20 protein-coding genes and 2 tRNA genes are annotated in these 21,046 nt (G+C 47.5%); 11 read left to right on the forward strand and 11 right to left on the reverse strand.

All coding sequences use genetic code 11. The features are described from left to right. Positions 1-38 precede the first annotated feature (38 nt). Entirely contained in the window at positions 39-3,176 is a 3,138-nt protein-coding gene (locus MA03_RS08385) for a DEAD/DEAH box helicase (protein WP_052884808.1), read from the reverse strand. Between the two features lie 130 nt (positions 3,177-3,306). Here MA03_RS08385 and MA03_RS08390 point away from each other — a divergent pair, with 130 nt between their 5' ends. Beyond that, positions 3,307-3,993 (forward strand): VTT domain-containing protein, encoded by a 687-nt coding sequence (locus tag MA03_RS08390; RefSeq protein WP_191118578.1) that lies wholly within the window; start codon positions 3,307-3,309, stop codon positions 3,991-3,993. A gap of 24 nt (positions 3,994-4,017) precedes the next feature. Here MA03_RS08390 and MA03_RS08395 read toward each other — a convergent pair whose 3' ends face one another. Continuing rightward, positions 4,018-4,566: a type III PLP-dependent enzyme domain-containing protein gene (locus MA03_RS08395; protein WP_052884810.1), complete on the reverse strand. Its 549-nt coding sequence runs from the start codon at positions 4,564-4,566 to the stop codon at positions 4,018-4,020. Positions 4,567-4,687: 121 nt separating this feature from the next. On the opposite strand from MA03_RS08395, the gene prs reads away from it, so the two are divergent. Next, on the forward strand, positions 4,688-5,575 hold the full coding sequence (gene prs / locus MA03_RS08400) for a ribose-phosphate diphosphokinase (RefSeq protein ID WP_191118579.1): 888 nt from the start codon (positions 4,688-4,690) through the stop codon (positions 5,573-5,575). Here the strand turns inward: prs and MA03_RS08405 are convergent. Continuing rightward, entirely contained in the window at positions 5,546-7,249 is a 1,704-nt protein-coding gene (locus tag MA03_RS08405) for an ATP-binding protein (RefSeq protein WP_052884812.1), read from the reverse strand. The genes prs and MA03_RS08405 overlap by 30 nt on opposite strands. A 45-nt stretch (positions 7,250-7,294) precedes the next feature. After that, entirely contained in the window at positions 7,295-8,560 is a 1,266-nt protein-coding gene (locus MA03_RS08410; RefSeq protein ID WP_052884813.1) for a DNA double-strand break repair nuclease NurA, read from the reverse strand. A 92-nt stretch (positions 8,561-8,652) separates the two neighbouring features. Between MA03_RS08410 and MA03_RS08415 the strand changes: the two genes are divergently transcribed. Both MA03_RS08415 and MA03_RS08420 read left to right on the forward strand, forming a co-directional pair. Next, positions 8,653-9,876 carry a M20 family metallopeptidase gene (locus tag MA03_RS08415; protein WP_052884814.1) on the forward strand — a complete coding sequence of 408 codons (1,224 nt, stop codon included), beginning with the start codon at positions 8,653-8,655 and terminating at the stop codon, positions 9,874-9,876. Positions 9,877-9,887: 11 nt separating this feature from the next. After that, positions 9,888-10,592, forward strand: coding sequence for a molybdenum cofactor biosynthesis protein (locus MA03_RS08420; protein ID WP_052884815.1), 705 nt, complete (start codon positions 9,888-9,890; stop codon positions 10,590-10,592). Here the strand turns inward: MA03_RS08420 and moaC are convergent. Both moaC and MA03_RS08430 read right to left on the reverse strand, forming a co-directional pair. Then, a complete protein-coding gene (gene moaC / locus MA03_RS08425) occupies positions 10,567-11,028 on the reverse strand; it encodes a cyclic pyranopterin monophosphate synthase MoaC (protein ID WP_052884816.1) in 462 nt (153 codons plus the stop codon). The genes MA03_RS08420 and moaC overlap by 26 nt on opposite strands. Then, positions 11,025-11,558: a MogA/MoaB family molybdenum cofactor biosynthesis protein gene (locus tag MA03_RS08430; protein WP_191118580.1), complete on the reverse strand. Its 534-nt coding sequence runs from the start codon at positions 11,556-11,558 to the stop codon at positions 11,025-11,027. Before MA03_RS08430 ends, moaC begins: the two co-directional genes overlap by 4 nt. A gap of 97 nt (positions 11,559-11,655) precedes the next feature. Here MA03_RS08430 and MA03_RS08435 point away from each other — a divergent pair, with 97 nt between their 5' ends. Both MA03_RS08435 and MA03_RS08440 read left to right on the forward strand, forming a co-directional pair. Next, positions 11,656-12,282, forward strand: coding sequence for a hypothetical protein (locus MA03_RS08435; RefSeq protein WP_052884818.1), 627 nt, complete (start codon positions 11,656-11,658; stop codon positions 12,280-12,282). Next, entirely contained in the window at positions 12,224-12,751 is a 528-nt protein-coding gene (locus tag MA03_RS08440) for a PUA domain-containing protein (protein ID WP_191118581.1), read from the forward strand. Before MA03_RS08435 ends, MA03_RS08440 begins: the two co-directional genes overlap by 59 nt. 24 nt (positions 12,752-12,775) lie before the next feature. Here MA03_RS08440 and MA03_RS08445 read toward each other — a convergent pair whose 3' ends face one another. Both MA03_RS08445 and psmB read right to left on the reverse strand, forming a co-directional pair. Then, complete coding sequence (locus tag MA03_RS08445) at positions 12,776-14,692, reverse strand: beta-CASP ribonuclease aCPSF1 (protein WP_052884820.1); 1,917 nt, start codon at positions 14,690-14,692, stop codon at positions 12,776-12,778. Positions 14,693-14,803: 111 nt separating this feature from the next. Further along, positions 14,804-15,412, reverse strand: a complete 609-nt coding sequence (psmB, locus tag MA03_RS08450) for an archaeal proteasome endopeptidase complex subunit beta (protein ID WP_236944881.1) — start codon at positions 15,410-15,412, stop codon at positions 14,804-14,806. Between the two features lie 46 nt (positions 15,413-15,458). On the opposite strand from psmB, the gene MA03_RS08890 reads away from it, so the two are divergent. Continuing rightward, complete coding sequence (locus MA03_RS08890; RefSeq protein ID WP_219731637.1) at positions 15,459-15,923, forward strand: UPF0179 family protein; 465 nt, start codon at positions 15,459-15,461, stop codon at positions 15,921-15,923. On the opposite strand, the gene MA03_RS08455 is transcribed toward MA03_RS08890, so the two are convergent. After that, on the reverse strand, positions 15,859-16,644 hold the full coding sequence (locus MA03_RS08455; RefSeq protein ID WP_191118583.1) for a peptidylprolyl isomerase: 786 nt from the start codon (positions 16,642-16,644) through the stop codon (positions 15,859-15,861). The genes MA03_RS08890 and MA03_RS08455 overlap by 65 nt on opposite strands. Before the next feature lie 132 nt (positions 16,645-16,776). On the opposite strand from MA03_RS08455, the gene MA03_RS08460 reads away from it, so the two are divergent. The 4 genes from MA03_RS08460 to MA03_RS08475 are packed head-to-tail and all read left to right on the forward strand — an operon-like array spanning position 16,777 to position 20,788. Beyond that, positions 16,777-18,975, forward strand: coding sequence for a CDC48 family AAA ATPase (locus tag MA03_RS08460; RefSeq protein ID WP_052884822.1), 2,199 nt, complete (start codon positions 16,777-16,779; stop codon positions 18,973-18,975). Then, positions 18,972-19,250, forward strand: a complete 279-nt coding sequence (locus tag MA03_RS08465; protein WP_052884823.1) for a hypothetical protein — start codon at positions 18,972-18,974, stop codon at positions 19,248-19,250. The genes MA03_RS08460 and MA03_RS08465 overlap by 4 nt, the downstream gene beginning before the upstream one ends. Positions 19,251-19,290: 40 nt before the next feature. Beyond that, positions 19,291-20,280 (forward strand): flap endonuclease-1, encoded by a 990-nt coding sequence (fen, locus tag MA03_RS08470; protein ID WP_052884824.1) that lies wholly within the window; start codon positions 19,291-19,293, stop codon positions 20,278-20,280. A 1-nt stretch (position 20,281) separates the two neighbouring features. Further along, on the forward strand, positions 20,282-20,788 hold the full coding sequence (locus MA03_RS08475) for a DUF371 domain-containing protein (RefSeq protein ID WP_236944882.1): 507 nt from the start codon (positions 20,282-20,284) through the stop codon (positions 20,786-20,788). On the opposite strand, the gene MA03_RS08480 is transcribed toward MA03_RS08475, so the two are convergent. Both MA03_RS08480 and MA03_RS08485 read right to left on the reverse strand, forming a co-directional pair. Beyond that, positions 20,770-20,862: transfer RNA gene (locus MA03_RS08480), tRNA-Trp, on the reverse strand. The two genes, MA03_RS08475 and MA03_RS08480, sit on opposite strands and share 19 nt — an antisense overlap. A 73-nt stretch (positions 20,863-20,935) precedes the next feature. Beyond that, a tRNA-Asp gene (locus MA03_RS08485) sits at positions 20,936-21,043 on the reverse strand. Between the last annotated feature and the right edge of the window lie 3 nt (positions 21,044-21,046).

The following is a 21,046-nucleotide window of genomic DNA, read 5'->3' on the forward strand; positions in this document are numbered from 1 at the left end:
ACATGCACAAAGACAAGATAAGAGTCTCGTTTTAATACTTAGTTATTCTGCTCCATGTTCTCTGTGCTCCTCTTTTCCTCCTCCAAGATAAGTCCAAGGAGGTAGATAGTTCTCACATAGGAATCGGCTAAGGCTATGGAAGCATCATCTAGGAAGCGGGTGCCTCTAGAGTGATCCCTGTAAAGCCTCTTACCCAGCCAGTTTCTACTGTTAGCTAGTTCTCTCTCAACGTCAGCTAGACTAACCGAGCTGTTTATGCCAAGCTTCGCCTTGACGTTTTCTGGAAGGTTGCTTATCACATGCTCGAGACCCGTAACCTCTACACCCAGGTACTGCTCTGCAGTTTTCCTTGTATCCTTGACCAGTTTCATCTGTATTAGACCGCTTAGAAGCGCAGCGTGGTATGTCAATCCGAGCATGTGCATTTCCTCCCTGAGCCTCTCAATATCGAACACCAGTATTTTGAAGCCGTTGTTCAATGAATCCTGCAGTCTTCGCACCACCTCTCCCTCACCTTGCACCGTGTAAAACTCTTTCGTTATCTTCTCAACTATAACCTCTTCACCGTTGAAGAAGGCTAGATAGCCGTATACGATGTCACCCTTCTCGTCGAGTGGGACAAGGAGCAAATCCAAGGATGCTAGCTTAAGGTGCTTTCCAGGCTTCGGCACGTATAACTCCTTGCCCTTCAGAGATATAGCGATCTTGTCAGAGAGCAATATGTACCCGACAACCTTTTTTGCAAGCTCCTTCGCTACGTTCCACCGACCACCAAGTCCAATCCATTCTATATGTGCCTCCTCGTCCCTAGCTAGCAAGAGAACCTCGCTTAGCTGGCTAGGAGTGAATAGCTCTAGCTCGCGATATATCTCGCCCCAATCCATTTTCTCGACTAGTCCTGCACACTCCTCCTCCCACAAGACGAGTGTTTTCCTGCCTCCTAGGCTTGAAAGCGAATAGGAGAAAGTAAAAAGGGGAAGCCTGTACTTCTCTCGAAGGAAAACCATAAGGAATGCTAGCCCCAGCCTTATCCGCCGAAGATCCTCACCATGGTCTAGCTCGATTAACCGGCCATAAGTGTAGTCCTGATACTTACCGGCTGTAAGGGCTGGTATCTCGACAACCCTCCTATCTTTCACTATTATCGTCCCAGCCTCTGTCTCGACGGGCCTCCCGTGCTCCCGCTCTACTATCCACACCGTTTTCCACGGATACTTGTGGTACATTCCAAAACCGCTTGTGGGCGGTATCACGTTGCTTATAGCTTCGCTGAGGAGCCTCCCCCTCAAATAATCGTAGAAGAGGCTAGCCCTTTCACCCCACTTAGCCTTTATTTTCTTATACTCTTCTATTGCATAGGTGAAGGGTTCGAATCTGTAGAGGATATTCTCGCTAAGTGGCTGCACGACGACTTTTCGGACAGCTCTTCCGGCTTCTCCACCCTTTTGAATAGACGTTACCACGCCGTCGGAAGAGTAGTCTATACAACCAACTTGGAACTTCTCGACTAGGTCTGAGAAAGATATATCCTCCAGGAATTTCTCGCTCTCTTCGTCAACGTATACACGTTTAATACCGTAGGGAGGAGCAAACTCGTAAAAATTGATATTGTACCATGTGCGTTCACCCTTCTTTGTTAACTGCCCTTTAAGGTAGAGTCCAAGTTTTTCTAGAAATTCAGCCTCACTTTGGTTCAGCCTTTGACCACTTTTTACCTTGAAAAGCGAGTAGAATAGGAAGCCATACCTATTATCAGGGTTTACAAGGGTGATCTCCGGTGGGCTGTCAATCCACTCTCTCAAGACATCTACGCCTCGACTCAATAGCTCTCTATCCCATCTTGAGCCAGGGAAAATAACTGTCTCAGTATAAGGTATTGTTTCTCGTCTGCCCTTCCTCCCATTCCTCTGGCGAAACTCTCTTACGTCATCTGGGAGACCTACATGGACAACCCTCGCGATCAAACCTATGTCTATACCCTGCGTGAGAGTTCTAGGTGAAATGATTACCTTGATTTTCCCTTGTCTAGTGAGGTCTTCAATAGTCTGTCTCTTCTCCTTGCTTACGAGATGGTGGTGGGAAGCAACCAGCTCTTTTTTCTCGTCAGGGAGGAGCTCTCTCAGCTTGCGATATAACTCCTCGGCACGGTTAATGCTGCGTGTAAAGACTAAGGTCACGTACTCGTCATCTATATAATGCTTAATGATATCCACTGGGTCGACGCGCGGAGGGTGTGTTTCAACGCCGTAGGTCTGGAGTGCGTCCAAAACCTTATAGATGTTCCTTCTGAACTTCTCATAGTCTTCCATTGCTTCAATGATTTCTTTGTTACCCGACTGTATCAACAAGCTCTTGTAGTCTCGTAGGTTGTTCCAGTAATCCTTTAAGTTCCTTCCGAGAACGATATAATATCTGTCTTCACGCCTAAAGGCCGTTCCATCCACAATGCTGCATTCGCGACCTGTATACTCCCTGAGAACGGAGCACATATCCTCAGGGTTTGAGAGAGTCGCGGTCAACACAGCTACCTGTATCCCCTCTCGTAGCGAAGCGATTATCCTGACTAATGCCAGTAAGAGTGAGAGTTCACGCGGGCTATAGAAATCAACCTCATCGAGAACAAGGAGATTTAACTCATTCAGAAAGCCTAATAGGAGTGAGCTTGAAGGCTTCGACGCCACCCTCTTTATATCCATAAGAAGGAAAGCAGGGTTAGTTACAACTATATCTGAGGCCCGTATCTCGCTCTTAACCTGGGGGTAACTCTTCCCCTCCCTCTTAGACCGTGAAGTGGAGTCAACTTGGGATATCTTAAGCCCGAGAGCCCGGCAGTACTCTGACAGCCTTGACAGCTGGTCATATGATAGAGCAAGGGTCGGATAAACTGCCAAAACCTTCTTGTGATGCGTGGCAGCGTAAAGCCACCAGGCCTCTGTCTTACCGCTCCCGGTTCCTGACTTCAACACGATGTTTTTCCCTCCTACGAGCTCCTGGTACGCCATGTACTGATGCTTGTACAGTCTCTTATCGAGGAGATAGTCGAGGCGAGGGCTACTGGGAGAAGCCTTAAGGATTTCTCGAAACGTTACCTCTGCCTTCTCCGGCTCTATTCCTCCCTCAACATATGCGTAAAACTCAAGTCCTAGCCTCTTTAATAGTTCACCGGTATCCAGCATATTTCTCCTACGCCCAATAGCGAAATACTTGAGGGGTTAACCGCTAAAAAGCTTTGAGTCAACACCCTGTTTAACTTTTCCATGGTATAGAGAAGAAGCTTAATCGAGCAAGCTGTGGTAAAACCTATAAGTGCGTAGTGATTTCTTCTCTGTGCACCCTGTAATTGACTGGCTGTTAAATATAGCTAGCGGGGTCGGAGGCTATCTTGGAATATTTGTAGTTTCGATACTTGGGAATTTCATCCCATTCATACCCATACCGTATTTAATTGCTGTGTACCTCTATGCAGCCCTGATACCCGGCTCGAATCCCCTACTAGTCGGGATTATCAGTGGTGTGGGCGGGGGCGTTGGAAAGCTGATAGTCTATCTAGTGAGCAGGGGGGCTTCACGCGTAGTGCTTTCAGAAGATACCCGTGAGAGATACAACAAACTTTCTAAGATGCTTGGGAACTGGGGTATGCTGGCAGTCTTCTTATTTGCCGCTACTCCGAGTCCCGACGATGCAATAGTGATCCCGCTAGGACTGATGGGCTACAGTCCACTTAAGTTCTTCATCGGAATAACCGCTGGGAAAATACTCATAAGTATAGCGACTGCTTACAGCGGACGCATAGTGGCGCAAATGACTGGTGGGATGTTCTGGTACGAGCTTCTAGTCTCTATTGTTCTATTCATCGCTGTAATGCTGATTATTTCACTACTAGACTGGGAGGGTATCCTAACTCTTCTAGGCGAAAAGGGTCTAAAGGGGCTAAGGGATGAAATTAGCAAGAAAGGACTAGCTGGAGTTCTCTTAGCCAGGCGCAATAAGTAGCGAAGCTCAATACTCTTCCTCAATTTACCTTTTAGTGACGGTGACCAAGGTATATCCATCCTTGAACTCAGTACTTGTACGTACCTTTACATTCCACAGTTTGGCAAAGATGCCAGCCAGCACCCCTCTTAGAAAATTGTTGGTGGGTTTTTCACCGTTGAGAATTGCTGACTCACTCTCGAAGTCATTGTAAAGTTTTGCGACCAGCCTACCCTCCTGGGGTGAGTACTCTACTATCTCAGCTACTCCCCAACCGGTTGTAACAGAGATGATCATGGGGAGCAAGAATATTATTTTGTCATTCGGTATTCCCACCTTCTGATACCTCTCTGCAACTTTTTCCCCGTAAGCTAAGCCGAACCAGTAGACGAACTCTTGGGCGAGCTTCTCTCCCATTAGGTTTGAAGCCGTTTTGATCATATAGGATGGGAAGGCCTCCACGTCCATCAGTATCCATCTTCTTCCTCCAAGGATTATTTTACCGTCCTCGTTTGTAAGCACAGGGTAATCCTTCAGCTGGTCTATCTGTTTTATCGCCTCTAAGTATTTCATTCTTAAGCTCCTAGCCTCCATGTTTTTACCGGCTTGCCCACGTTTGATACTATATAAGCATTTATTTTCAATATTTGTTATCGATTTTTTCTAGGAAGAGGGTAAGATGTAAGTATTTATATTCAGTGTCGTAAAATTTCTCGTGACAGTGTACGCTCTCGAGAATTCTAACGGTATCGCGGCCGGCATAGCTAGGGGTATAGGCGACAAGCTCGTACAGCTAGAATATAAGATTTTTCCTGACGGTGAGAGCTATGTAAGAGTCCCCCAAAAGCCAGAAGGCGTGGCGATTCTCGTCGCTTCTCTCTACCCGAACCCTGACAAGAGGATTTTCGAGCTACTAATGAGCGTCGAGGCTATCAAGGCGTTGAGTAACGAGCCTCTGATAGCTGTAGTCCCCTATATGGCTTATGCACGCCAGGATAAGAGATTCCTTGAAGGGGAGCCGATAAGCATAAGGGTTATCCTCAAGTCGCTTGAAACTCTTGGACTCGATGGTCTCGTCGTAGTAGATATTCATAAACCTTCCGTGCTCTCAGAGTATACTTCTATTCCATCGAGAAATGTCTTCATAGACAGGTTGATTGCGGAATACTTCCACCCTAAGATGAGGAACTCCGTCGTCCTTGCACCCGACGTTGGGGCCCTAGAGCGCGCCAAGAGAGTGGCAGCACACCTTGACGCGGAGTACGACTATCTCGTCAAGGAGCGTGACAGGGTCACGGGTGAGGTGAAAGCTATGCCTAAAAATCTCACCGTGGAGGAGAGAACCGTCTTGATAGTTGACGACATAATAAGCACAGGAGGGACAATGGCTCTTGCTGCCAGGACTGTTCTCTCCCAGGGAGCGGAAAAAGTCTATGCCGCTTGTACGCATGCTGTAATGGTGAGAGGGGCTCTTGACTTACTCATATCCTCTGGTATAAGCGAGGTGGCAGCCACCGACACTGTGCCGTCCCCCGTGTCTAAGATCTCTGTCGTTCCAGCTGCTGTGGAGGAGTTAAGATCCCTTCTTGAAGAACTCCTGTAGATCAGCGTTCTTTTTCTTAGACTCTTCCACACCTTCCCTCTTGTGTGCATCTTCTCTTGAAACGAGGAACCTGGTAATGTCTATGAAATCTTGAGGTTCGCTCCAGGCTGTGCTCCAATCCACATCTTTACCGCCTAGCTCGGTCTTGTAGAGGTCGGCGAAGCTGTAAATGTTTACTATTGCCGGGAAGGGGGCGGCAGCACCCGATACGAGTGCTTGTCCAACACTTAGGCTGGACAGGCCTTGAACAAGCTCTCCGACTATATCCTCCACGCTACTCATTATATGTCTCTGGTCCTCTGGGTTTGATGTTCTTAACGCAATTAGTGTACCACACTGAGCTAGCAGCGTTGGGCTTAGTTCTCTAGGCCTCTGGCTTACGACTCCCAGTCCCACTCCGAACTTTCTGCCTTCTTTTGCAATCTTCTCGATTATCTGCTTGGAAGGTACTTCTCGATCCTTAGGAGCGTATATATGTGCCTCCTCGAGTATAACTAAGATTGGGAGCACGCGCCCTGCCTGTACGTGGGCTGAGGCAACTCTCCATAAAGCCCTCAGTATCGTTGCAACAGTAGTAGTCTGGATCTCGCTTGGAAGCCCGCCAAGAGCTATAATCGTGGCCCCCTCGCTGAAGAGGGACTGGTAAATCTGAGCATATGCTCTTATGCTCTTGGAAGGCTCGTCTCCGGGAGTTCTTTTGTAAAGCTCCTCGGAAAGGACGGGAGATGTGATGAACTTTAACTCGGGGTCCTCTATAAGGCTTGCTATCTTCAACTTGAGGTCTATGGCAGAGTCATCTCTCGTCTTATCTCCACCTATACTGCTTAGCAGCTCCTGAGCCGTAAAGTGCAAGGGGTCATTCGGGGTAGCAAGGCTCCATTTTTGGCGTCTTAGCTTAAGCAATGCATCGCGGAGGTACAAGAGCTGTTTTGTTGCCCTGCTGTCAAGCTTGAGGATTTCTGCTATTTCTTCGAAGCCCAGTGTCCACAAGGGTACTTCTAGTGGTGAAGGCTCTATGCCGTACCTAACCTTCAGCATTTCAAGCATCTGGCCACTTGGAGAATATACTCGCACCTTTCCTGGGAAGAGATTTGTAAGAGGGATGTACTCGCTGTGGGTATCTATTACTAGGAGCCTTGGATGCTTATACCTCTCTAGAATTCTCGAAACCAAAACAGCAACCGTGTTAGACTTTCCTGAGCCAGTCATAGCGAGTATTGAAAAGTGTCGTGAGACAAGCATGTTGAGGTCAAGCGTAAAGCTAACTTCTAATGCTGACGCGAGACGTCCTATGTCCAGGTCAAATTTTGAAAGCAGACCGGCTAGTTCTTCAGTATCCGCGGTATATATCCTCTCACCGGGAGCCGGTAAGCTTTCAACGCCCTTGATGAGCTTGCCGTTGCGAGCATAGCCGATAACGATGGCCGTTACCTCGTTACGTGTAACCGTGATGTCTTCGTAGCCTTCGAGTTCCTCTATGAGCTTCCCCCTCCTATATAATTCGTCGCTCAAAAGGTAACCTGTAATAAGAGCATAGTGTTGGACCCCTGTTGAAGACCTAAATTTGATATATGTACCTGGCTTAGCAATATGCCCGAAGGAGTCGTCGGGGACGGCTATTCGTAAAATATTCCTTCCGTACACGTTGACTATCTTGCCTATTTCGCGTCCCAACTTGCTCTACCCTAAGCGAGATAGTACATTCTCTCTTTAAAAACATTAGAGTACTGTTTCGCGCCCGAGGGGTTGGAGCAATCCCCTTAGAACTCCCTGGGAGGACTGCCACATCTTATACGCTAGTGCCTCGACGAGAGTGCCGGGAATAAGGGTTTTGTGGTGGACTAATGAGAGTGGTCTGGGGTAACCTCTCTTGGGATCACTCAGTGATGCCAGCGCTGCTAAGGCGCTCTCGACTCTCTCACGGGAGGCAAGGTCATGAGGGTATGAAGCCTGGAGCACAGGCCCGTGTCTCGAAACTTTAAGGTACACTATGTCAAACTTGTTCCACCTGTAAACCAGGCTTAGAGTTTCTCGGGACGCTACAGGCTCACTAGGCGGGTTAACGGGTCTCAAGGCTTTAGGGTTTTCGCGACTTTCAAGTATTATGAATACTTTTTCCTTTCCACTCCATAGGGAGTCTAAAAGAACAGTGTCGCTGAGCCAACTCTTTAAATCCAGTATTTCTGAGAGGAACCTACTTGTACTCTCCTTTGCTACCCAAAGGGGTAAGATGTCGTTCTCTTCGACATGTTTCAAGAAGCTGCCGAGCACTCGCAAGTAGAGGGTTGTCTCGGCGAAAAAAAGAGTATAGTCGATCAGGAAACGCTTCCCGAGCTTGTTCTCAATAAATTTATTGGAGGCAAGCTTGTCGTGAAGTTTTTCCGCAAGATCATAAATCGATGTAAATATGCTGTAAGCCGACTTATAGAATCCATGCATGCTTCTCTCTTTAACTATTCTCTCTATCCAGGTATCGACCGTTTCATCTATTATTTTGCCTGCGTCAGTGTCCTCCACTATACTCCGGAGAGTAACGTTCTCACCGGAGATTGATCTAAGCGTTTCAGAGAATAGCTGGGAGCTTGAGCCATAAGCTGAGAGAAGTAAAGCAAGGTAACTTCCGTCAAAAATCACAGCGTCCATCTCCATCGATGAAGCCCTAAGCGCCTCCATGATTTCTAGTGAACTCATTAAAAGGGCTGCGCGGGACTCACCATTCACCTTGGGGATTATCAAGTGTGTTAACAAGTGTTCACGTCCAGGCAGACCCTCCAAGTACTTCCTGGAAATAACGCCGAGTGATGCCACTGAAAACAAGGAGACGAAAGCCCCCTGTCTCTCGCTAATCGCGTGACTCCCGTCGATAAACCACAGCTTCTCCAACGGTTTGCCCTCGATACTAAGTGGTTCTTCTACTCTCTCACGTGCCTCCAATAGTATCCTATCCATCTCGGCGATAAAGGAATAGTGTCGAAGCTTCTCCATGATTTAATAACAATATACCTCCAGGGTGCTTATATTGTTACCCGTCTGTTAAACACTAAAAGTATATTTTTCACTTCGTGGTAGCGTTAACGATGTCATTAGCTTTTGACCCCGTTAAGTTCCTGGTCGAGCTAGTAAGGATACCCAGTGAGTCGAGCTATCAGGGGAGCGTTATTGTGAGGAAAAACTACCGTGAAGTCTCGGATTTAATAGAGAAGACCGCAACCGAACTCGGCTTAAGCGTTACGCGAATAGACCTTTTAGGAGGCGAGATACCAACCCTCTTGATAGGGCTTCAAAACGCTCCTAAGAGCAGGCCTAGTTTGGCTTTTGTGACTCACTACGACGTTGTTCCAGCGAAAGGTCCTTGGGAAGTCGAAGGGCTAAAGATTGATCCATATGAACCGGTGGTTAAAGGCGGGAAAGTTTACGGGAGAGGGGCAGCCGACGATAAGTCTGCGATAGCCTCAGTGCTAGATGGATTTATGGCCTTGAAGGGTTCTGAGGATAAGCTTCGCTACAACCCGTTTCTCATCGTCACTGGAGACGAGGAGGTAGGCGGCACCGGCATTAAGGCACTCTTAGAACAGGGATATAGATGGGACAAGGTCATTATCGTTGACTCAGGCTCAGAATACGTTTCTGTGGGAGCGAGTGGAGTAGTCCACGGCTGGATAAAGGTTAGGGGTAAATCTGGTCACGCCGGCTATCCGCACGCCGCCAGGAATGCTGTCGAAGACCTCTTAAAGCTACTTGCAGAACTTCAAGCGTTCAAGAGTATGAGGAGTGGAAAAATCTCCAGGCAGCCCTCCCCACCCGGCTCCCCAGTCCCCAAAGTGTGGGGAAGGTTCTCGGTAACCGTGGTTAAGCTGCCTGAACATGAGCCTGAGAAGCACAACAGGATCCCAGGGGAAGCTTGGGCCGGCTTTGATATGCGACTTTTACCAGAGGAGAGAATCGAGGAGGCGCTAAGCGAGCTCTACAGCTACTTCTCCTCGACTGTAGCCAAACTTGGGATAGATGCTTCCCTAGAGATCATCTCGGCCCAGCCAGGCTGGTTTGCCAAAAACAATGCGTTTGTTAATGAGGTCCTCAATGCTGCCAAGAAAGCCTACATGCAGGCAGGTTTACCGGGCGAGCCGGTCCTAGCAGCCGAGTTGGGAGGCAACGATGGAACCCACTTCGACGTCTATGGAATGGACGTGGTCGCCTTCGGAACAATAAGGGGAGGAACAAACATCCACTCGGAAGGAGAGTTCGTCTACATTGAAGACATGACGATGTTCAAGCACTTCATGTCGAATTTACTTCTATAGAGGGTAAAAGGATGCAGGTTAAAATAAGATATCTTTCCCTGTTCCGCGATCTCGTCGGTAAAGGGGATGAAGTCCTCGAGATACAAGGCCAGGAGGCTACAGTGAAAACTGTTCTAGACCTCGTACTCGAGAGGCATCCATCTCTAAAAGATTATTTCGAAGCCGGAGAAATCATAATAGTTAACAACGGGAGAGTACTCCAAGTTTCAGATAAAGTCGCAGCAGACTCAGAGCTCATACTAATGCCACCAGTTTCGGGCGGCTCGCCCTATGCATTCATTGATCGGGTAGACCCCGTCCTTATTCTTGACGGCCTTCTTAAAGCTCTTGATGACGGTGCCGGAGCCGTAGCCATATTTATAGGCAGGGTCAAAGGGAAGGTTCAAGGGAAAAGCGTCAATGAGCTCTACTACGAGGCACTAGAGCCCTTGGCTACATCCACCCTTACAAGCATAGGAGAAGAGGAGGCTAAAAAACACTCGTTGATATACTCGACAATCTACCACAAGAAGGGTTCTGCCAAGCCGGGTGAGCCTGTCCTATTCATAGGCGTCGCTTCGGAACGTCGCGATGTGGCTTTGCGGGCTCTGCGGGACATTCTCGAGAGGGTCAAGCATGAAGTATACGTGTGGAAGCTTGAAAAGCGCGAGGACGGGGAGTTCTGGATACTGGGTGACGGGAGGAGGATTCCTAGACCCTATTCTGCTCACCCTTAACCTTCTCTAAAACTCTTATTTCCTGGATAATCGTGTGAGGATATTGCCCCCTTTCGTCTTTTTCCAGCGCTTTCACCATGTCCCATATAGTTAGTAATGCTATGCTTACGCCCGTTAAAGCCTCCATTTCCACCCCTGTTTGCGCCGTAGTCTTAACGGTTACAACTGCCTCTACGCCCCGCTCGTCCAAATTAAAGTCTACAGATACAGACGTTATTGGAATGGGATGGCAGAGAGGTAGTGTTTCCCACGTCCGTTTAACGGCAAGTATGGCAGCCGTGCGTGCCACGTTTAAAACGTCGCCTTTCGGGACTCGACCCTCGATTATCGCCTGAAGCGTCTCAGGTTTCAGACGTATGTATCCCCTTGCGGTTGCCTCACGGTAAACCGCGGGTTTCTCCGTAATATCAACCATTCTTACTTCTCTCCCACTCATAGTTTTCGCCTAGCCAGTGCTATTATATGGCCCGCCTCAGGACAGATAAGTTTTCTGAGCGCTGTCTCCACAGCTGTCGGAGAGCCAGGCAGGAGGAAAAAGACTTTCCCTGCAACCAGACCCGCGGTAGCGTTTGAGAGAAAACTAGAAGACCCCGCCTCTTGAAAGCTTATTCCTCTGAATACATCTCCAAAGCCTTCGAGCTCTTTATCAAACAGTGGTCTTAAAGTTTGGACGGTTATATCGTCAGGTGTTGGACCAGTGCCCCCACTGAATATAATAGCGTCCACGTCTTTGTCTTCGATGAGATTCAGGGCGGTCGCCAGGAGTAACCGTGGGCTGTCGGGGATAAGGACGTATCTAGTGAGCTGGTGTCCAGTAGACGTTATGACTTCCTTTGCGATATTAAATGAAATGTCTTCAAACTCTTCTCCTATTCTCAACGCATGATACCTTGATGTACTTATAGTCACGAAAGCAAATCTCACGCTTTTAGGTGCTTCTTTCTTATGAATCTCACTAGTTTTCATCTTTAAAGCCTTACAGCTAAAAGTCATTAGGTCACATTATATTATTTTTGAGGACATCACAAGTCGTTTATATAGGGCCGGGTGTCCTACTATTTTTGTGGCCGAGTCTCGGGAGGAACGGATCACTGGTAAGGGAAACGATGTAGCTGAGGAGCCATTGAGAGAAGTTTTTACAGGGGAACTGAGAGGGGTAGATATCATCGTATGTGATAGAGAAGGTGTGACACAACTGTATAGACGCGGTTATGGCTTTACAGAGGGAGAGTGTCTCAAATTATCGCTGCTTGAAGCAGCATATCTTCTCTACAGGGGGCTTCTAACAGTAAAGGATTCTAGTGGTAAGGAGCTAAACTTTGAGGAACTCCTTCGCCTGGGTGGTGAATACGACCCCGAGTTTTGGACAAGGCTGAATGTCTACACAGATCTCAGAAACAGAGCCCTGGTCGTGATGCCAGGTGTACATAATCTAGAATTTCTCCTGGACTGGAAGAGAAAGACCAAGACCAAAAGGTACCTTATTAGGGTTGTTAAGGAGGGAACCAGGCTGAGCTTCAGAGAGTTTGAAGAGATGTTCCGAAGGGCTTTAGAGAGTGATAGAGAGCTTGTAATGGCAATAGTTGATAAAGAGGGAGTTATATCATACTACATAGTCGAAGGTGTTTTACGTGAAGGACTCCCGGAGTTTGAAGATAGTGACGAGGTACAAGTTGAACAAGAAGGATAAGAAAAGTTTGGTCGAGGAGGCTGCAACTTCTATAGGAGAAGAATTTGCGAAGAAGATTGAGGAAGCAGAGCAAGTAGAGATAGCTAAAATCAAGTCAGAAAATGTAGAAGAGGTATACCTTGTTAATGGCATCATCTCCGCGATTAGATTTTCAGGTATAGGGCTAATACCCAGCCTATTCTATCTCTACAAAATGGGACTACGAGTAAATTTTCCATCAGTATATGTTGATTCAGGCGCAGTCCCTCATATCTTGAATGGTGCAGATGTTATGATACCTGGCATCAAGAGAATCGAAGGCTCATTTGGGGCTGGGGAGAGGGTGCTTGTAAGGGAGCTGGGAGGATCTAGGGTAATAGCTATTGGGCTTTCACTAGTCTCCTCGGATGACATCGCTGGCAAACAAAAGGGTAAGGGTATAAGGAACTTACATTATCTTGGAGACGAGATATGGAAGATGTCTTCATGAAGGGGCTGAAAAGGCAGATAAGGTTTATACTACTCTTATAGCCTCGGCATTCTGCGGTGCAAGGACGTTGAAGGTGAGATGTGTCTTCTTCTTGAACCACTCGCTTAGAAGATATGACTGGAATTCAGCAATCTTGCCTTTCTCGCCGTGGTTTAGGATCACCGTTCGTGGAGTAGGCTCTATTCTTCTGAGGTAGGCTTCCAACTGCCTTCTATCGCTGTGCCCCGAGAACCCTTCAACCCTATAGATGCTCATCTTTAACTCCTTGGTTATGATTTTTCCATCTTCTATGAAGGTAAGCTTTCTCAGGCCCTGAAGTATTTTCCTTCCAAGTGTCCCTTCTACCTGGTAGCTAACGAACACAAGGCTGCTGTTCGGGTCATCTGCAAGAAGTTTCAAGTATTCGAGGACGGGGCCTCCTGTCAGCATTCCGGAGGTAGCGAGTATCACTGCTGGTCTAGTCCCTACAACCTCCTCCTTATTCTCACCTCGATATATGTGTATATTCTCGGAGGTGAAGGGGTTCTGGTCATTGTATATCTGGTTCCTTACAGCCTGAGAGAGATACTCGGGGAAAGTCATGTGAACTGCTGAGACCTCGTCTATCATGCCCTCGATAAATATTGGTATAGGCGGAATCAGTTTATTTCTGATCAGGTTTAGGATTGCAAGTAATACTTCCTGGGCTCTCCCGACCGCTAATACGGGTATCAGAGTTATTCCTCCCTTATCGATCGTCTCCTTTATTATCTTGCCTAGCTCAAGCACCGCTTCCTCCTCACTGGGAAGCAGATCGCTCTTACTTCCATATGTTGTCTCCATGATCAGGATTTCTGCGCGTGGAAACTTTGTGTGTGCAGGGTCGAGTAGCATGGTTCGTGCGAACTTTATGTCTCCCGTGTAGATGAGGTTTACCAGACCCTCACCGATGTGGAGATGTATTAGGGATGAGCCTAGAATATGTCCGGATCTATAGAGCGTGAGCCTTATCTCTGGAGCTATGTCTGTCACTTCTCCATAGCTGAGAGTATACGTGTGGAGTATGACGGAAGCTATCTCTCGTGCTGAGTATATTTGGGGTTTACCTTCTCGCTCAGCGACCTTTATATAATCTTCGAATAAAAGCTTGGCGAGGTGTAGTGTGGGCTCCGTCATGTAAACCGGGCCTTTATAGCCATACTTGAAGAGTACTGGAAGCGCTCCAACGTGGTCAAGGTGTGCGTGGGTTATTACGACTGCGTCTAAGTTCTGAGGGTCGAATTCAGGCAGGTCAAATAGTGGGAGCTCGTCTCCCCCACTCGTGGGTTTGAGGCCAGCATCTAGGAGTATGTTGGACTCTGGAGTCTGGACAAGGACTGCGCTTCTGCCTACTTCTTGAAATGCTCCAAGTGAGACTATTCTTACGCGATCGGTCTCGAAGAGTGGCGTTCTATACACATTGTTTCCTAACTCCTTGAGGAATCTCCGCCTATAATCTACCTCTGCGCGATATATGTCCCGGATCTCTTTAATGCTTCGGCTCACGACGGGAGGTCTGCGCAGAACTCTTGGGTACCATAGTGTTTCCACGAAGATCCTTGTAAGAATGTTTGGATCCACCTTTTCCGGTGAAAGGAGTTCTATCTCGACTTCACCTATAGATTCATTGAAGTAAAGATCTTTTAGGCCAGCTTCACGTGGTATGAGCGAAGATATGATTTCACGTGAAGTCTCTTCTTGGAGCCTGGATTTTTCATCTCCTCTAACTATCACCCTCTTTCGAAGAGTCTTTGCTATTCTCTTGATCAACTCGCTATCGTTATCTAAGAAGATCTGAGGTCGCCTAGTGTATATGGCTATTTTAGGTCCTTCAAAGTCTATCTTAGTAATCTCTGCATTGGGCGGTACATTGCTAAATATAGCCTCTCTAACCTCTCGGGCCACAGACGTTATGGTTTCCAAAATGGTTCACCGGGAAAAACAATAGGACAGTGAATTCGCAAACCATATGAAGTTAATAAACCTTTTCTTTTTATTCGTAGAAGTCTAATAGAAGCTTTCCACAGCAACGAGTTAAGTTCGCTTAAAAGTTATTCCTTCTTCTGTTATAGTTGCCACGTCAACTCCCTCCCCGCTTCCAGGATCACGGGCTAAGGCTGTATGAACCGCTCTAATTGCGAGTTTTACAGCATCCTCTAAAGACAGGTCTTCGCGATACTCTTGTTCTAGCATTGCAACGGCGTAGGGGGAGCCTGAGCCTGTAGCTGTGAATTTCTCGCGAGTTACAGTGCCAAGCCAGTCAACCGAGTATAGGGAGGGCCCCTCCTCCTTATCAAGCCCACCTATGAGCATTTGTACCATGAGGATGGGTCTATAGGTGAAGAGTATTAATGAGGCAAGTGTGGCTAAGCTCTTCACAGATATGCGTTCGCCGTTCGTGGCCTTGTAATAGCCAGCCTCGACTTTCAAACGGTCGATAAGTTGCTGGGCATCACCAACAGTGCCTGCAATAGTTACAGCTACGTGTGAGTCTATTTCCAGGATCTTCCATACATGCTTACTGGCAATAAAATAACCGCTTGTAGCCCGCCTGTCAGCGGCGAGAACTACGAAGTCTCTACCCGTTAAACCTACGGTGGTAGTACCCTTCAGCACGCCTGGCGGAAGCTTCTGTTGCATCATAAGCGTTCAAGCTTAAAAGGGGGCTGCCCGATATAAAAACCACACTATGCGCCGAACAGTCACAATGGTTACCCCTTTGATAGCTAAGCCCGGGACTATATTCCAGCCCTACGTAACCTCGAAGTGTATAGAATGTCAGTTTTTCAATGCTTGTATTGGTAATCTAAGGCCGTTAGCAAACTACAAAGTTGTGAACATCCGGAAACACGCAGTGTATTGTCCAGCCTTAGCTGAGGAGTTAATTACCGTTGAGGTAGAAGAGCTTCCAGTAAAAATCCTTGTTGATTTACGGGACGCGATGCCTGGAGCCGTCATACGTTATAGGAAGCCGGGATGTCAAGAGAACAGTGAAGATTGTGATCCTCCCTACTTAGAGGAGGGAGAAAGGATACGGATATTAAGAGAGGTTGAAAAGAAGAATAATCTGTCAATTGTTGAGGTTGAATTTATTGACCCGCCTCACCCTCGGCTTTGGATTCGGGCTCGGAGGAAGCTCCTTGGGAAACGGTAGCCTGGGATTGTGTCTGCGTAGCTTCTTTTTCCTGCTGTATTTCAAACTTGAAAATAACTTTGACTGTTCTTATGTTAGGCAGATATTTTTGGAGGTCCCTTATGAACGCGTTCATGAGATGATAGGAGTTCTCATGTAGAAGAGTTGTAGCTGGAACTGTTAAGAGAGCTTCTCCATCCTTGGCTTCGACGTTTATCTCGTTTCGAGGAATTCCCCTAAACCATCTATGGAATAATTCACGAATTTTTTCATCGTCTCCCGTGATGTTTTTCTCAACTTTCAGAACGGCTTTGACTTTTTTCCCGGCGAACGGATGATTAAAGTCGACGGTTACTCGTCCTCCGCCGACCCTGACTATTCTTCCTCTCTGGCCTCCCACTTGAACCTCTTCCCCAACCCTCGGTATAACTCCTTGTCTTGTAAATTCACGAGCAGGGATAACTTTGATGTTCTTAGGGTCTTTCTCTCCGAAGGCTTGAGAGGGTTCGAGAATGACCTCTTTTGTCTCGCCCTCTTTAAGCTCGCGTAAGGCATCCTCAATAGGCTTAAAGAGTACTCCTTCACCTACAATTACAAGCTCCGGCTCAAAAATGTTCTGTGAAGAAAGGTTGTGCTCCTTGGCAACTTCTTCTATCGTGGTGTCTATCACTCTTTCTCCTGTGTCCTCTAGTACGCTAATGGTGTAGTTTACCAGCAGGAACTGCTTTGACTCAGTGCTCAAATCTCCCACCTCTTTGCCTTTCAAGGTATTACGCTATAAGCTTTGCCATTTCCTGGATTCAGAAAAAATCTTCCCCACTGACAACCTTTTATATAGGGGTGGGATTGTGAATACAGGTTCTGGTGATTTGTCGTGAGCAACGAGGAAAGACCAAATGAAATAGAATTGAAGGTCTACGAGGTTCGACAACACGAGGCTGGTCGTGGAAGAGTCAGGATTGACGAGGATGCAATGGAGGCACTTGGGATAAGTGCAGGTGACGTTGTAGAAATTGAGGGAAAGAGGAAAACAGTAGCTGTGGCATGGCCAGGGTACGCTGAGGATAAGGGAAAGGGAGTTATACGCATGGACGGCTGGACACGCAAGAACGCGGGCGTAAGTATTGGCGATAAAGTAAAGGTTCGTAAAGCCGAGGTAAAACCGGCCCAAATGGTAAGGCTGGCACCTGCTTCTATGACTCTCGCGGTCGACGAAAACTTCGTAGCCTACGTTAAGAAGAGGCTCTTAGATAGACCTATTATTGAAGGAGACATAATTCAGATACCAGTACTGGGACAGGTCATACACTTCAACGTTGTAAGTATCAAGCCAAAAGGAGTTGTCATGGTCACTGAGAAGACTCAGCTTAAGATTCTCGAAAGACCTGTAGACATCGGCCGGATCCCGAGAATAACCTATGATGATATCGGTGATCTTGAGGAGGCTAAGCAGAAGATAAGGGAGATGGTGGAGCTCCCCCTAAAGCACCCTGAGCTTTTCAAGAGGCTCGGTATTGACCCGCCTAAGGGTATACTGCTCTATGGTCCTCCAGGTACTGGTAAGACCCTGCTAGCCAAAGCCGTGGCGAATGAGACGGACTCATACTTCATCGCCATTAATGGCCCGGAGATTATGAGTAAGTTTTACGGGGAGAGCGAGCAGAGGCTCCGCGAGATCTTTGAGGAGGCTAAGGAGCATGCTCCCGCTATTATATTTATCGACGAGATTGACGCAATAGCCCCCAAGCGAGAAGAAGTAACAGGAGAAGTCGAGAAAAGAGTAGTAGCACAACTACTAGCCCTGATGGATGGTCTTGAGGCCCGCGGGGACGTTATAGTTATAGGGGCGACAAACAGGCCTAATGCTCTTGATCCGGCTTTAAGGAGGCCGGGCAGGTTTGACAGGGAGATTGAGATCGGAATACCTGACAAGCGTGGACGGCTCGAGATCTTAAAGGTTCACACTCGCAGTATGCCGTTAGCCAAGAACGTCGACTTGGAGAAGCTCGCTGAGATTACGCATGGCTACGTTGGCGCGGATATAGCGGCACTTTGTCGTGAAGCGGCAATGAAGGCTCTCCGCAGGGTCTTGCCTAAGATAGACCTCGAGAAAGAAGAGATCCCAATAGAGGTTCTCGAGACTATTGAAGTTGAAATGGATGACTTTCTCAGCGCTTATCGAGAAATAACGCCGAGTGCTTTGCGAGAAATAGAAGTGGAGGTGCCGACTGTACGCTGGAGTGACATTGGAGGTTTAGACTATGTTAAGCAACAATTGCGTGAGGCCGTGGAGTGGCCTCTCAAGTACCCTGAGTCTTTCGAGAGAATCGGTATTGACCCGCCTAAGGGTATACTGCTCTATGGTCCTCCAGGTACTGGTAAGACCCTGCTAGCCAAGGCTGTAGCGACAGAGAGCGAGGCAAACTTTGTAAGCATAAAGGGTCCTGAAATTTTCAGCAAGTGGGTTGGGGAGAGCGAGAGGGCTATTAGGGAGATATTCAGGAAGGCAAGACAAGCCGCTCCCAGTGTCATATTCATTGACGAAATAGACGCTCTAGCTCCTATGCGAGGATTAGTCTCAACCGACTCAGGGGTTACTGAGCGTGTTGTTAGCCAGCTTTTGACCGAGATGGATGGTCTTGAGCGTCTTGAGGGTGTCGTGGTTATAGCTGCTACTAATAGGCCTGACATTATTGACCCCGCCCTCTTAAGGCCTGGGAGGTTTGACAGGCTCATATACGTCCCGCCGCCGGACGAGAAGGCCAGGCTTGAAATATTCAAGGTGCACACCAAGAGGATGCCCCTAGCAGAAGACGTAGACCTAGCAGAACTAGCCAAAAGAACAGAAGGATACACAGGAGCAGACATCGAGGTTCTTGTTCGTGAGGCAGGCCTTATCGCTCTAAGGGAAGACATTTCTACAGAAAAAGTTCATATGAGGCATTTTGAAGAGGCATTGAGGAAGATTCATCCATCGTTGACACCTGATATTATAAAATTCTATGAGTCATGGAATGAGAGAGCGAGAAAGATTACTAAACAACAGTTGACGGTAACAGGTTTCTATGTATGAAGTCGCTCTACAAAATTATTCCAGAGATAATTGAAGAGTTGAAGAGTAAAGGAGGGCAGGCTACCGAACGAGAACTCTATGAATCCCTGTCTAAGAGGTTAGAAGCGACTGGTGACAATACATTGTCTATACGAGAATTCAACAAGATTTTATTAGTGCTCGAGACCCGAGGCCTAATTAGGGTCTCGATCTTGAAAAGGAATGTTAGGAGCATACAGCTTTTAAGTGAGCGCGAAGTAAGAAGAAACTTGGAGGTGTCCTCCAACGGGGGTTGACCTTAAAGAGCTAGTTGAACCTGTTGCACATGAGTCTGAGTTGTCATCCCTCAGTGGGAAAGTTTTAGCCATAGATGCCTATAATATTCTCTACCAGTTTTTAGCCACGATACGTCAAAAAGACGGAACCCCGCTACTGGATGCACAAGGTAACATTACAAGCCACCTCAACGGGCTCTTTTATAGAACGATCAACTATATAGAGAGTGGTTTAAAACCCGTCTATGTCTTTGATGGCAAACCACCAGAGTTAAAGGCGAAGGAGCTCGAGAAGAGACAGCAAATTAAAGTTGAGGCCGAGAAAAGATACAGGGAGGCCTTGGAGCGCGGGGAACTTGAAGAAGCCAGAATTTACGCACAGCAAACAAGCAGATTGTCTACGTCGATGGTTGAAGATGCTAAAAAGCTCCTCCAATTTATGGGTATCCCTTACGTTCAAGCACCAAGCGAGGGAGAAGCACAAGCAGCTTATATTGTTCAAAAAGGTGACGCATGGGCGTCTGGAAGCCAGGACTTCGACTCCCTACTCTTCGGGAGTCTTAGGCTTGTACGAAATCTCGCAGTTACCGGCAAGAGAAAGCTTCCGAGGAAAGATGTATACGTGGAGGTAAAGCCAGAGCTGATAGAGCTAAACGAGCTCTTATCCTACCATGGCATCACACGTGAGCAGTTGATCATTATTGGAATCCTGGTAGGCACAGATTATAATCCCGGCGGTGTTAAGGGATATGGTGCGAAGAAAGCTCTGAAGCTAGTGAAAGAGCTTAGGAATCCCGAGAAAATCTTCCGCGCGGTTCCCTGGGAATTCGATGTTCCACCCGAGAAAATCCTCGAGCTTTTCCTAAAGCCGCAAGTAACAGATAACTATACTATAACTTGGAGAGAGCCCGACAAGGAGGGTGTAAAGAGGCTATTAGTAGATGAACACCAGTTTTCGCTAGAACGTGTTGAGAACGCCTTGGAAAGGCTTGAAAAAGCGTTTAAGATGTACTTCAAGCAATCATCCCTGGAAAGCTGGTTCGGGTTTTAAGTTGGTTGAGCACGATTTAGGAGTCATTGATGAAATAGTAGCGCGTGGGCATCCGAACATAAAAGCCAGTCATAGAACCACCCTTGAAATAACCAAAGATGCATGGCTAACACCCAGAGGAGACTGTATAATAGCTGTTTCATCGAACAAGTCTGCTTCTGATCTCAATCCCCAATTAAAGAAGGCTCTCAAAGACGGACTTTGGCTGGTGTTCATAATATCCGCGCTTAAGATAAACGAGTATGACTACCTTGTAGCTAGGGGCTCTCCTTCCCTGCTTTTCACGGACTCTAGATCACTAGTGATCCGTAAAAGTAGCTACATTGATGGCAGGACAATAGCCATAAACTCCAATAAAGCAGCGAAAGACATACACCTGAAAATCCGAGAATACTTGAAAAGTCCCGATGCGACAATCAGGGTACTGCTAATAGCAACAAATAGCCCGGACGCAGTTCTGGCAAAGCTAGAAGATTTTATAAGAAAAGGTGGGCCGGGAGGGACTTGAACCCCCGACCTACGGGTCTGGAGCCTCGACCTCTTACTAGAGACCGCCGCTCTACCTAGCTGAGCTACCGGCCCCCTCAAAGCAACTTACAATCTATACTCATAAACTTTTCTTCGAAGATGCAGCTTCATAGTAAAAAGGTTAAAGCGCCCCGGCCGGGATTCGAACCCGGGTTCTCCGCGCCTACAGGGCTCTGCGGCTCGACAGGCCGCCACTCCAGGACCAGGTCTTCCTGGGCCACTAGACGACCGGGGCTAC

Source organism: Thermofilum uzonense, from assembly GCF_000993805.1.
Lineage (GTDB): Archaea > Thermoproteota > Thermoprotei > Thermofilales > Thermofilaceae > Thermofilum > Thermofilum uzonense.